The 11,875-nt window shown below is 46.3% G+C and carries 10 protein-coding genes, 1 pseudogene and 1 other annotated feature; of the genes and pseudogenes, 8 read left to right on the forward strand and 3 right to left on the reverse strand.

The window, feature by feature from the left end; all coding sequences use genetic code 11:
• The first annotated feature begins 82 nt into the window (after positions 1–82).
• On the forward strand, positions 83–2,431 hold the full coding sequence (gene arcB, locus EPB59_RS01685) for an aerobic respiration two-component sensor histidine kinase ArcB (protein WP_431355111.1): 2,349 nt from the start codon (positions 83–85) through the stop codon (positions 2,429–2,431).
• 56 nt (positions 2,432–2,487) lie between these two features.
• On the opposite strand, the gene arcA is transcribed toward arcB, so the two are convergent.
• Complete coding sequence (gene arcA, locus EPB59_RS01690) at positions 2,488–3,204, reverse strand: two-component system response regulator ArcA (RefSeq protein ID WP_055051466.1); 717 nt, start codon at positions 3,202–3,204, stop codon at positions 2,488–2,490.
• Positions 3,205–3,518: 314 nt separating this feature from the next.
• Here arcA and EPB59_RS01695 point away from each other — a divergent pair, with 314 nt between their 5' ends.
• A complete protein-coding gene (locus EPB59_RS01695) occupies positions 3,519–3,908 on the forward strand; it encodes a DUF3293 domain-containing protein (RefSeq protein WP_154171416.1) in 390 nt (129 codons plus the stop codon).
• A 22-nt stretch (positions 3,909–3,930) separates the two neighbouring features.
• Positions 3,931–4,416: a putative 4-hydroxy-4-methyl-2-oxoglutarate aldolase gene (locus EPB59_RS01700; RefSeq protein ID WP_055051464.1), complete on the forward strand. Its 486-nt coding sequence runs from the start codon at positions 3,931–3,933 to the stop codon at positions 4,414–4,416.
• Here EPB59_RS01700 and EPB59_RS01705 read toward each other — a convergent pair.
• A complete protein-coding gene (locus EPB59_RS01705) occupies positions 4,413–4,838 on the reverse strand; it encodes a hypothetical protein (RefSeq protein ID WP_081017800.1) in 426 nt (141 codons plus the stop codon). The two genes, EPB59_RS01700 and EPB59_RS01705, sit on opposite strands and share 4 nt — an antisense overlap.
• Positions 4,839–5,112: 274 nt before the next feature.
• On the opposite strand from EPB59_RS01705, the pseudogene thrL reads away from it, so the two are divergent.
• The 4 genes and pseudogenes from thrL to thrC all read left to right on the forward strand — a co-directional run bounded on the left by thrL (position 5,113) and on the right by thrC (position 10,023).
• Positions 5,113–5,225, forward strand: a pseudogene (gene thrL, locus EPB59_RS18865) (thr operon leader peptide).
• Positions 5,161–5,279 (forward strand) — a sequence feature (Thr leader region). It overlaps the preceding pseudogene by 65 nt.
• A gap of 30 nt (positions 5,280–5,309) precedes the next feature.
• A complete protein-coding gene (gene thrA / locus EPB59_RS01715; protein WP_055051462.1) occupies positions 5,310–7,769 on the forward strand; it encodes a bifunctional aspartate kinase/homoserine dehydrogenase I in 2,460 nt (819 codons plus the stop codon).
• A 20-nt stretch (positions 7,770–7,789) separates the two neighbouring features.
• Positions 7,790–8,746 (forward strand): homoserine kinase, encoded by a 957-nt coding sequence (thrB, locus tag EPB59_RS01720; RefSeq protein ID WP_000118026.1) that lies wholly within the window; start codon positions 7,790–7,792, stop codon positions 8,744–8,746.
• On the forward strand, positions 8,743–10,023 hold the full coding sequence (thrC, locus tag EPB59_RS01725; RefSeq protein ID WP_154171417.1) for a threonine synthase: 1,281 nt from the start codon (positions 8,743–8,745) through the stop codon (positions 10,021–10,023). The genes thrB and thrC overlap by 4 nt, the downstream gene beginning before the upstream one ends.
• A gap of 79 nt (positions 10,024–10,102) precedes the next feature.
• On the opposite strand, the gene grcA is transcribed toward thrC, so the two are convergent.
• Entirely contained in the window at positions 10,103–10,480 is a 378-nt protein-coding gene (gene grcA, locus EPB59_RS01730; RefSeq protein ID WP_055051460.1) for an autonomous glycyl radical cofactor GrcA, read from the reverse strand.
• Between the two features lie 345 nt (positions 10,481–10,825).
• Here grcA and nfo point away from each other — a divergent pair, with 345 nt between their 5' ends.
• A complete protein-coding gene (nfo, locus tag EPB59_RS01735; protein ID WP_154171418.1) occupies positions 10,826–11,680 on the forward strand; it encodes a deoxyribonuclease IV in 855 nt (284 codons plus the stop codon).
• The last annotated feature ends 195 nt before the right edge of the window (positions 11,681–11,875 follow it).

Here is an 11,875-nt window from a genome sequence, read left to right on the forward strand (position 1 = left end):
AGTGGATCCGCATCGCTAACGTTTGCTCGGGAAAACGGCTAGACTAGTGGCTCTTTATCTGACGGAGCAGTGAATGAAACCGATGAAAAATCTGGCTCAGTATTATGTCGATTTGTTAGTCAAACTGGGTATTTTGCGTTTTTCGATTTTATTAGCTCTCGCGCTCGTAGCGTTAGCTGTGGTGGTGCAGGTTGGCATTACATTAATTCTCAACGGTTTTGTTGATGACATTGACATAATTCGATCGGTTTTCTTTGGTTTGCTCATTACACCTTGGGCGGTGTACTTCCTTTCTGTGGTGGTTGATCAGTTAGAAGAATCACGCCAACGCCTGTCGAAATTGGTTTCCAAGCTGAAAGATATGCGCTCTCGTGATCAAGAGCTTAATCAAAAACTGCAACAAAACATCGTGAAACTGAATCAAGAGATAGAAGAGCGGATTAAAGCAGAAGAAGCTCGTGAAGAGGCGATGGCCGATCTCGAAAATGAAGTGTATCAACGTGAAAAAACCCAAGTGGAGCTCGCAGAACGTACGGCATTACTGCGCTCCTTCATCGATGCCTCTCCAGATTTGATCTATTACCGCAACGCTAAAGGCGAGTTTTCCGGTTGTAACCGAGCGATGGAAGAGCTGACCGGCAAGCGCGAAAGCGAGTTGGTGGGGTTAACGCCTTGGGATGTTTACCGCAAAGAAATCGCACAATCGATTGTCGAAACCGATCAGCAAGTTTTTAACAATAACACCGCCATTACTTATGAGCAGTGGCTTGAGTATCCTGACGGTCGTAAGAGCTTCTTTGAACTACGTAAAGTGCCATTTTATAGCAAAGATGGGCGTCATCTTGGCTTGGTCGGTTTTGGTCGTGATATTACCGAGCGAAAACGCCATGAAGAATCGCTGGAGAAAGCCAGCCGAGACAAAACCACGTTTATTTCCACCATCAGCCATGAGCTGCGTACTCCGCTCAATGGCATTGTCGGCCTCAGTCGAATGTTGCTTGATACGCCATTAAGTGGTGAACAACGCAAACATCTGCAAACCATTAATGTCAGTGCCGTGACCCTTGGTAATATCTTCAACGATATCATTGATATGGATAAGTTTGACCGCCGCAAGCTTGAGCTTTTCCCAGCGGCACTCAATTTTGAAGAGTTTGTGGCAGAAATTGAAGTGCTAGCCGCTTTGATGGCGGAGCAAAAAGGGCTGCGGTTTGATTTAGAACGTCTGACCGATTTACCATCATTGGTGGAAGTGGATGCTACGCGCTTGCGCCAAGTGTTGTGGAACTTAATCAGTAATGCGATGAAGTTTACCAAAGAAGGTGGTGTTGTGATGACGGTGAGTGCGGAGTGCGATGAGCAGCATGCCGATATTACTATCGAAGTTGAAGATACTGGGATTGGTATTCCAGAAGCTGAGCAAGAAAAAATCTTTGCCATGTATTATCAGGTTAAGTCCGGCAAAGACAACTTACATGCAGTCGGCACGGGGATTGGCCTAGCTGTATCTCGTCAATTGATTAAATTGATGGGCGGCGATATCAGTGTAAACAGTGAAGAAGGCTTCGGTAGTACCTTTACCGTTACGATGCGTGTACCGCTTTTGGAGGAAGCTCCCTTTACTGAGGAGCCTCAAGAATCACAAACCCAGCTGAACATTTTCATGGTTGAGGACATTGAACTCAATATTACGGTTGCTCGTTCGTTACTTGAAAGCATGGGGCATAAAGTGACCGTGGCGATGACCGGAGAAGACGCGATCCAACGTTTTACGCCGACCGATTACGATCTGGTGTTTCTCGACATTCAGCTACCGGATATGACAGGGTTCGATATCGCTCAATATTATCGTGCTCACTACACCAAACTTCCGCCTTTGGTGGCTTTAACTGCCAATGTATTGAAAGACAAAGAAGAGTATCGCCAAAAAGGTATGGATGCAGCGATCAGTAAACCGTTGTCTGTGGCAGCGGTACGTGAAGTGATTGGTAAAGTGACGCATGATCTTGAGGATGATGCTGATTTACATGATCCGAGCTTGATTCAGAAAACTCAGGATCAAGATATTTATCAGCAGTTGCTCGATCTTGAGATGCTGCAATCTTACGTTGAAATTGTGGGCGCTCAGCCTGTTATCGATAGTGTGACTTTATTTGAGCACTCTATGCCAGCTTATCTCGAAGTATTGGACTCCAATATGGTCGCTAAAGATAAAGAGGGGATAGTGAGTGAAGCACATAAAATTAAAGGTGCAGCAGGCTCGGTAGGGCTTAAGCGGATCCAAAAAATTGCCCAAAAGGCACAATCACCGGAAGCTCCGGCATGGTGGGAAAACATCAGCGATTGGGTTGAAGAAATAAAAAATGAATATCAGTCCGATATAGTGTTGTTAAAGCAGTGGTTGAGTCAGCAAGTGGGCTCAAACAAGTGATAAAAAAAGACCCTAGCCATGGCTAGGGTCTTATCTAATCAGCTGCAGAGAAGAGATTAGTCTTCTAAATCACCACAGAAACGGTAGCCTTCACCATGAATGGTTGCAATGATTTCAGGTGTGCCTGATATCGATTCGAAATGCTTACGAATACGACGGATTGTTACATCTACAGTACGGTCGTGTGGTTTTAGCTCACGGCCAGTCATCTTCTTGAGCAGATCCGCACGTGTTTGGATCTTCCCTGGATTTTCACAGAAGTGCAGCAGAGCGCGGAACTCTGAGCGTGGCAGCTTGTAGCTATCACCATCAGGGCTCACCAGTGAACGGCTGTTGATATCCAGTTCCCAACCATTAAACACGTATTTTTCAACGCTACGTTTTTCTTCTTGTGTGGTGCCCGCATGCATTGAGCGGCTCAACAAGTTACGTGCGCGAATGGTTAATTCACGTGGGTTGAAAGGTTTGGTGATGTAATCATCTGCGCCGATCTCTAGGCCCAGAATCTTATCTACTTCATTGTCGCGACCGGTCAGGAACATTAGCGCTACATCCGCTTGCTCGCGTAATTCACGTGCTAGCAGTAGGCCATTTTTACCTGGCAGGTTGATGTCCATAATCACCAAGTTAATTGGATAATCGGACAGCACTTGGTGCATTTCTTCACCATTGCTGGCCTCAAAAACAGCGTATCCCTCTGCTTCAAAAATACTCTTAAGAGTGTTACGAGTTACTTGCTCGTCTTCGACGATAAGGATCTGCGGGGTTTGCATTAGCGTTACCTAAACTTGTGAAAAAATCGTGCTAGTAGAAGTCATTCTAGGCAAAAAGATTACATACCGGTTAGTGATGTTAACAATAAAGTAAAAAATCTAATTTATGTCACTACTTTTTGTCCGCCATCCTTGGTGTAACTAGTGTTGAGACTCCCATTCTCAAGAGGTTCTACTAGTCTATGGGGCGGATTCTATAATGTTAACAGCATGCTAACAACGCCCGAATGTTAATTCCAATCACTTTGTTGATTTACATCAAGAGTTAGAATGTAACAGATATTAAGAACAATCACGAGTTGTAAAATTACCAAATGATGTCGATCGACGCGAGCCTTTGGCAGGCCTACCAATCAGTGAAATTTGCCTTTGAAAAGCCAGTAAATTGGACGTTTTACTGCATAATTACCGCATGGAACCCTAAGAGTATTCACTTGTCAGATGATGAGAATTGCGTAAATAATCAACGTTTACAGCAATGCTTGATCGATTATGATTGGGTGAAAGTGAGGGTAGGAGACGCTCATTTTCACTGGTTTGAAGACAGTTTTGCGGTCGCGATGCCGCTTTCAGAAGCCCGATTACTGGCACAGAGATTCGCTCAAAACGCGATCTATTTCGTGCAAGACAGAGAACTATACCTCTGTTCATGTGTTGATGATCACGAGCTTTATCTCGGGCCAATCCAAAATCAACAAATCTGAAAAGTAAAATCATGGAGGAATGATGAGAGATATAACCCCAGATCTGTGCGATAAATACGAAGCACAAGTCACTTTACTCAATCTACCGTTACAAAACTTTGGTCAACGCAGCGCCTTTTGGGGTGAAATTGTGACTGTTCGTTGTTATCACGATAATTCGAAAGTACGCGATGTGTTGAGCCAAAATGGTAAAGGCAAAGTATTGGTCGTTGATGGTCACGGCTCATGTCATAAGGCATTGATGGGTGATCAATTAGCCATTTTAGCCATCAAAAATGATTGGGAAGGTGTGATCATTTATGGTGCGGTACGTGATGTAGTCGCGATGTCTGAGATGGATTTAGGTATCAAAGCGTTAGGTGCTTGCCCATTCAAAACAGAAAAACGTGGCGCAGGACAAATCAATGTGACGTTGACCATGCAGAACCAAATCGTTGAACCTGGTGATTACCTTTATGCTGATTGGAATGGGATCTTGATGTCTGAGACACCTCTTGATGTGATTTAAAAACGAAACCCAATACCGAACTCGACACCTTGCTGCCATTCTTGGTACTCCAGTGTGGCATGCAAGTCGAGATTTTCACTTAGCTTTAATCGACTAGAAAGCTCTGCCGAAAGAGCCGCCTCTTTACTTTTGGTCTTGTCTGTATTTGATGTGCTCAGCAGAGTACTTTTGAACGAGAGCCGCTCCGTAAACTGGTAACGAATACCACTAAGCCAGCCATTCTCTCCTTGCTTGTTATTATTGAGCCGCGCACCGACGTACAGGTCAATATCATCAAACACGTTATAGGCGTAACCACTATCAATGGTCCAGCTATCAAAGTGTTGGCTGTTGTTATCGCTAGCAAAAAATAGTTTGTGCGCCGATGGAGTGTTTTCCGAAGGTAGGGCTGGGAGTGTTTCGCCCCAACAAAGCGGACTCATGAAGAGCACTAGATATAGCATCCTGATCTTCACAACGGCTCCTTGTATGACTAGCTGACATTGATGATGGGTAAGCTCAATTTAAGCACAAAAATACCGACAGTACAGACTCGGTTTTATAGCAATTTGTTATTTATATATAGGCATTTCATTGGTCGCTTGTTATCTGATTCATCCGATTGGAAAAATCGTTAACGTCTCGCGGATTTTTTAAATCCTAGATAAATAAATCAGATTTTCGTTGACGAATTGAACACAAATAGGTTAAACGTATTTGCAAGCAAACACACAGATAGACAGAAAACCGTTATGTTGAATCACAGCCTAATCGTAATGACCACCATTATTACCATTACCGACACGTCGCATGTTGGGGCAGGCTGCTGAGCGCAAAATTTCACAAAAAAGGCCTGTATCCCAACCGATACAGGCCTTTTTTTATACCCGCTTTTTATGCATTTGGAGGAAGGGATGCGAGTATTAAAGTTTGGAGGTTCATCGCTGGCGGATCCGGAGCGTTTTCTACGCGCCGCTGACATCATCGCCAATAATGCCCAGCAGGAAGAGGTGGCCGTTGTCCTCTCTGCTCCGGGTAAAACCACCAATAAACTGGTGGCGGTGATTGAAAGTGCATTAGCCCGCGGTGAAGCGGAAGCGCAAATTGTAGAGCTGGAAAGTTCTTTTTATGCCTTGCTTGATGGTATTAAAGCCCAGTTACCGAATTTGAATGAAAGTGCTTACAAACAGCAAGTCGACTCATCGATGAGTCAACTGCGCCAGTTTGTACACGGCATTACCTTGCTAGGGATGTGTCCAGACAATGTGAATGCTCGCATAATCAGTAAAGGTGAGCGCGTTTCCATCCAATTGATGAAAGCGGTGATGGAAGCCAAAGGTCTGCCGGCGAATTTAATTGACCCAGTGAAATACCTGCTTGCGAAAGGGGATCATCTTGAAGCTATGGTGGATGTGGAAATCTCTACTCAGCGTTTCAGACAATCGCCATTGCCACAACAGCATGTCAATATCATGCCGGGTTTTACTGCGGGTAATGCACAAGGTGAATTGGTCTGTTTAGGTCGTAACGGTTCGGATTATTCAGCCGCTGTACTGGCTGCCTGTTTACGCGCGGATTGCTGCGAGATTTGGACGGATGTGGATGGCGTTTACAACTGTGATCCACGTTTAGTGGATGATGCGCGCCTTCTTAAATCGCTCAGCTATCAAGAGGCGATGGAGCTTTCTTACTTCGGAGCATCTGTGCTGCATCCGAAGACCATTGCACCGATTGCTCAATTTCAAATCCCTTGTCTGATCAAAAACAGCTTCAATCCACAAGGTGCGGGAACCTTGATTGGCCAAGACACTGGCGAAGATAAACTCGCGATTAAAGGCATTACCACTCTGAGTAATCTCACTATGGTCAACGTTTCTGGGCCAGGAATGAAAGGCATGGTGGGGATGGCGAGCCGCGTGTTTGGCGCGATGTCAGCGGCCGATGTGTCGATTGTGCTTATCACTCAATCCTCTTCGGAATACAGCATCAGCTTCTGTATTGAAGCGCAACATAAAGCTTTGGCACAGCAAGCACTGGCGGAAACCTTTGAATTGGAACTCAAAGATGGTCTGCTTGAGCCAGTTGAGTTTGTGGATGACGTCGCCATCATCACTCTAGTTGGTGACGGTATGCGTACTTCGCGCGGCGTGGCCTCGCAATTCTTTGCTTCACTTGCTGAAGTGCATGTTAACGTGATTGCGATTGCCCAAGGTTCCTCTGAACGCGCGATTTCTGCAGTGATCCCTGATGATAAAATTTCAGAAGCGATCAAAGCTTGTCACGAAAACCTCTTCAACTCTAAACACTTCTTGGATGTGTTTGTGGTTGGTGTTGGTGGCGTGGGCGGTGAGCTGGTCGATCAAATCCAGCGTCAACAAGCTAAGCTTGCGGAAAAAGGCATCATGATGCGCGTTTGTGGCCTCGCTAACAGTAAAGGCATGCTGCTTGATAGCCGTGGCCTGCCTCTTGAGCAGTGGCGTGATCGCATGGTCAATGCTGATCAAGCTTTTAGCTTAGCGAACCTAGTGGCCTTGGTGCAGCGTAATCACATCATTAACCCAGTATTGGTGGATTGCACGTCCAGTGATGAAATTGCCAACCAGTATGCGGATTTCCTCGCCGCGGGTTTCCATGTCGTTACCCCGAACAAGAAAGCCAACACCGCTAGCATGAGTTATTACCATCAGTTGCGTAATGTGGCGCGTCATTCACGTCGTAAACTAATGTATGAAACTACAGTTGGCGCGGGTCTGCCAGTTATCGAAAACTTGCAAAACCTAATTGCAGCAGGGGATGAGCTGGAAAAGTTCAGCGGCATTCTCTCCGGATCGCTTTCCTTTATCTTCGGCAAATTGGATGAAGGCATGACCTTAAGTCAAGCGACTCTGCTGGCAAAAGAAAAAGGCTTTACTGAACCAGATCCGCGCGATGATCTCTCTGGTATGGACGTGGCGCGTAAACTTCTCATTTTGGCACGTGAAGCTGGTTATGAATTGGAGCTGAGCGATGTGGATGTTGAACAAGCACTGCCTGCTGGCTTTGATGCATCAGGCAGTGTTGAGGAGTTCATCGCTCGTTTACCGCAAGCCGATGCCGCGTTTGCTGAGCGAGTAGCGCAAGCCAAAGCCGAAGGCAAAGTGCTGCGCTATGTGGCGCAAATCGTCGATGGACAGTGCCAAGTGCGAATTGTCGCGGTTGATGAAAACGACCCTATGTTTAAAGTCAAAGAAGGTGAAAACGCGCTGGCTTTCTACAGCCGTTACTATCAGCCAATCCCATTGGTATTGCGTGGTTACGGTGCAGGTTCTGAAGTGACTGCCGCAGGCGTGTTCTCAGATGTGATGCGTACACTCGGTTGGAAATTAGGGGTTTAATAGAAATGAGTTCAGGTGACATGAGTGTTGTGGTGTACGCACCCGCTTCCATTGGTAATGTCAGTGTCGGGTTTGATGTGTTGGGGGCCGCTGTGTCCCCGATTGATGGCACTTTACTCGGCGACCGAGTGAAAGTGGAAACTGGCGCAGAGGCCTTCACACTGAAAACGGCGGGACGATTTGTCGATAAGCTTCCCGCTAATCCGCAAGAAAACATTGTGTATGATTGCTGGCAAGTATTCGCGCGTGAGCTAGAGAAAAAATCGGTGGTACTGAAGCCGCTGACCATGACGCTAGAAAAAAATATGCCGATTGGTTCAGGATTGGGCTCCAGTGCTTGCTCGATTGTGGCGGCATTGGATGCATTGAATCAGTTTCACGCCAGTCCGCTGGATGAAACCGAGCTTCTGGCGCTGATGGGGGAAATGGAAGGCAAGATCTCTGGCAGCATTCATTATGACAACGTCGCACCTTGCTATTTAGGTGGCGTGCAGTTGATGCTCGAAGAACTCGGTATCATTAGTCAATCCGTGCCGAGTTTTGATGACTGGTATTGGGTGATGGCCTATCCGGGGATCAAAGTGTCCACGGCGGAAGCGCGTGCCATTTTGCCTGCGCAATATCGCCGCCAAGATATTGTGGCGCATGGCCGCTATCTGGCAGGATTTATTCACGCTTGCCATACTCAGCAGCCTGAATTAGCTGCAAAAATGATCAAAGACGTGATTGCCGAACCCTATCGTGAGAAACTGCTGCCGGGTTTTGCCAAAGCACGCAGCTACGCCGCTTCGGCTGGCGCACTGGCAACTGGCATTTCGGGCAGTGGTCCGACTCTGTTTAGTGTGTGTAAAGAGCAAGCGGTGGCTGAACGTGTAGCACGTTGGCTTGAGCAAAACTATGTCCAAAATGAAGAAGGATTCGTCCACATTTGTCGCCTAGACAAGCAAGGTTCGAAAGTAACAGGAAGTGAGCTATGAAGCTGTACAACATAAAAGAAAATGATGAACAAGTCTCCTTTGGCCAAGCCGTTCGCCAAGGGTTAGGTCGCAACCAAGGCCTATTCTTTCCGGCAGAGTTGCCGAAGTTTGATGATATTGATGCGCTATTGGCCGAAGATTTTGTTTCTCGTAGCAGCAAGATTTTATCGGTGTTGATTGGCGATGAACTCCCAGCGGATAAAGTTCGCGCTATGGTGGATTCCGCCTTTCAATTCGCAGCACCGATTGCCAAAGTGAAAGAGGGGGTTTACGCGCTCGAATTGTTCCACGGCCCAACGCTCGCGTTTAAAGATTTTGGTGGCCGCTTTATGGCCCAGTCTCTGGCAGCGGTCTCGAACGGCGGAAAAATCACGATTTTGACGGCGACATCGGGTGATACTGGTGCTGCTGTCGCGCATGCTTTTTATGGCATGCCAGACATTAATGTGGTGATCCTTTATCCGAAAGGAAAAATCAGCCCGCTGCAAGAGAAGCTGTTCTGCACATTAGGTAAAAACATTCATACTGTGGCGATCAATGGTGATTTTGATGCTTGCCAAGCACTAGTGAAACAAGCGTTTGATGACGCAGAGCTGCGCCAACAGATAGGTTTGAACTCTGCCAACTCAATTAACATCAGCCGTTTGATGGCGCAAATCTGTTACTACTTTGAAGCCGCTGCGCAGATGAGCAAAGCCGAGCGTGAAAATCTGGTGATTTCAGTGCCTAGTGGTAACTTTGGTAACTTAACCGCGGGGCTGTTAGCCAAAGCACTGGGTTTACCGGTGAAACGCTTTATTGCGGCAACCAATGCCAATGATACAGTGCCACGCTACTTGGAAACGGGACGTTGGGAACCAAAACCCACGGTAGCGACAACATCAAATGCGATGGATGTGAGTCAACCGAACAACTGGCTGCGTATCGAAGAGCTCTGCCAACGTATGGGATGGGGCTTAGAAACGCTAGGCAAAGGCGCTGTTTCTGACGAGGAAAGTGCACAAGCAGTACAAGAACTTTATGATCTTGGCTACTTGTGTGAGCCGCATGGTTCGATTGCTTACCGTGTATTGGAAGAGCAGCGTCAGCCGCAAGAAACGGGGCTGTTCTTATGTACCGCGCATCCCGCCAAATTCAAAGAAGTGGTAGATGACATTTTAGGTACAGATATTGATCTGCCTGCGCCATTAGCAAAACATGCGGCGATGGAGTTGCTCTCACAAGAACTGAATGCCGATTTCGCAGCGCTGCGTACGTTACTGGTGAATGTGAAATAATCCGCGGATTTGAGAAAACGAAGATAATAAAAAACGGTGCTCATTGAGCACCGTTTTAGTATGAATTCTTTACTGATGACTATAGAGATTCAGTGAAAGTACGCGCGATAACGTCGCGTTGTTGCTCTGTAGTCAGAGAGTTGAAACGCACAGCGTATCCAGAAACACGAATAGTCAGTTGTGGGTATTTTTCTGGATGCGCAACGGCATCTTCCAGAGTTTCACGCTTCAGTACGTTCACGTTCAGGTGTTGACCACCTTCGATGCGTGGTGCCGCTTCGATAGCCACTTCACGGCTTTCGAATTGACCAAGATCGTTGATGCTAACCACTTGATCAGCTTCAAAGCCATTCAGCGCAGCAACACAGCGTGCTTCATTCTTTTCGCTGTCCAGCAACCAGATAGAGTTCAGTAGGTCGTCGTTAGCAGCTTTAGTGATTTGGATACCTTGGATCATTGCTTTCTCCTAGTCCACATCAAGTGGCGTTATTGGTGTTAATTTTCATATCTTGTTGAGCTGGCTATTATATAGCAAATATCCATACATCTGATATTGATTTAAGTCAAATTACAACAAAAAACCATTTTAATACTAAGGTTTGATTTTTGATTTGTATCAATAAATGCTTTAAAAACAATGGTAACTAAGTTTATTTTAAATAATAAAAAATAGTTAAGTTATATTTTGTTGTAATTTTACTACAAAATTGTAACCCGACTTGACCCGTGCCAGAGAAAATCAGAAAGTTAGCGCTGTGAACTGAAAGTCCGAAGTCATTTAGCAACAATAAGAAGTCGTGTTATGTATGAGAAGTTAATTGGGGCGCATGTTTCGGCCTCCGGTGGTGTTGAACTCGCGCCAGTTAGAGCGCGCGAAATCGGGGCGAATGCGTTTGCTCTCTTCACCAAAAACCAGCGCCAATGGGCGGCTAAGCCACTTGAAGCGAGCAGCATTCGTGCTTTCAAAGCCAATTGTAAAAAATGGGGATTTGGCAGTGAGGCGATTTTGCCACACGACTCTTATCTCATTAATTTAGGGGCTCCTGAGCCAGAGAAGCTCGACAAATCGCGAGCCGCTTTTGTTGATGAAATGCTGCGTTGTGATCAGTTAGGGTTAACTTTGCTTAACTTTCATCCCGGTAGTCATTTGCAGCAGGTCTCTGAAGAGGCGTGTTTAGCGACAATTGCCGAGTCAATTAATCTCGCACATCGTCAAGTACCGAATGTGATTGCGGTGATTGAAAATACCGCAGGACAGGGGAGTAACTTAGGTTGGCGTTTTGAGCATCTGGCGGCAATTATTGACCAAGTTGAGGATAAAGAACGGGTTGGAGTTTGCCTAGATACTTGCCACACCTTTGCCGCAGGGTATGACTTGCGTACGAAAGCAGCATGCGATGAGACTTTTGCTGAGTTTGAGCGAGTGGTCGGGATGCACTATTTGCGCGCAATGCACGTCAATGATTCAAAAGGCAAACTGGCTAGCCGCGTTGACCGTCACCATTCCTTAGGTATGGGAGAGATTGGCTGGGAGTGTTTTGAATATATTGCTAAAGATGCACGATTTAATGGTATCCCACTGATTCTAGAAACGATTGACCCTGATATCTGGGCGACAGAGATCGCAACACTGCGCCAATTTTCTGAGGAAAAGTAAAAATAATCGGCGTGTTTCACAGATTTGGCATCTTTTTTTCATCATGCTCATGTCAGCGTTGTAAGAAGGATGCCGCTATGAACACATTTGCTCCGCCAGCTTCTCCCAGTTCCAGACCTGCCGCTCGCCGTCCTGTGCCTAATCGGCATGTCAACGGACAGGGGCATAACCGCGCTCCACAGCCGACAAAGCCTC

This window comes from Vibrio metoecus (assembly GCF_009665255.1).
Taxonomy (GTDB): domain Bacteria; phylum Pseudomonadota; class Gammaproteobacteria; order Enterobacterales; family Vibrionaceae; genus Vibrio; species Vibrio metoecus_B.

What these genes read in the sequence shown, in the direction of transcription:
- arcB (WP_431355111.1), top strand. Translation starts at nt 83, where the DNA reads ATGAAAAATCTGGCTCAGTATTATGTCGATTTGTTAGTCAAACTGGGT.
- arcA (WP_055051466.1), bottom strand. Translation starts at nt 3,204, where the DNA reads ATGCAAACCCCGCAGATCCTTATCGTCGAAGACGAGCAAGTAACTCGT.
- EPB59_RS01695 (WP_154171416.1), top strand. Translation starts at nt 3,519, where the DNA reads ATGATGTCGATCGACGCGAGCCTTTGGCAGGCCTACCAATCAGTGAAA.
- EPB59_RS01700 (WP_055051464.1), top strand. Translation starts at nt 3,931, where the DNA reads ATGAGAGATATAACCCCAGATCTGTGCGATAAATACGAAGCACAAGTC.
- EPB59_RS01705 (WP_081017800.1), bottom strand. Translation starts at nt 4,838, where the DNA reads ATGAGTCCGCTTTGTTGGGGCGAAACACTCCCAGCCCTACCTTCGGAA.
- thrA (WP_055051462.1), top strand. Translation starts at nt 5,310, where the DNA reads ATGCGAGTATTAAAGTTTGGAGGTTCATCGCTGGCGGATCCGGAGCGT.
- thrB (WP_000118026.1), top strand. Translation starts at nt 7,790, where the DNA reads ATGAGTGTTGTGGTGTACGCACCCGCTTCCATTGGTAATGTCAGTGTC.
- thrC (WP_154171417.1), top strand. Translation starts at nt 8,743, where the DNA reads ATGAAGCTGTACAACATAAAAGAAAATGATGAACAAGTCTCCTTTGGC.
- grcA (WP_055051460.1), bottom strand. Translation starts at nt 10,480, where the DNA reads ATGATCCAAGGTATCCAAATCACTAAAGCTGCTAACGACGACCTACTG.
- nfo (WP_154171418.1), top strand. Translation starts at nt 10,826, where the DNA reads ATGTATGAGAAGTTAATTGGGGCGCATGTTTCGGCCTCCGGTGGTGTT.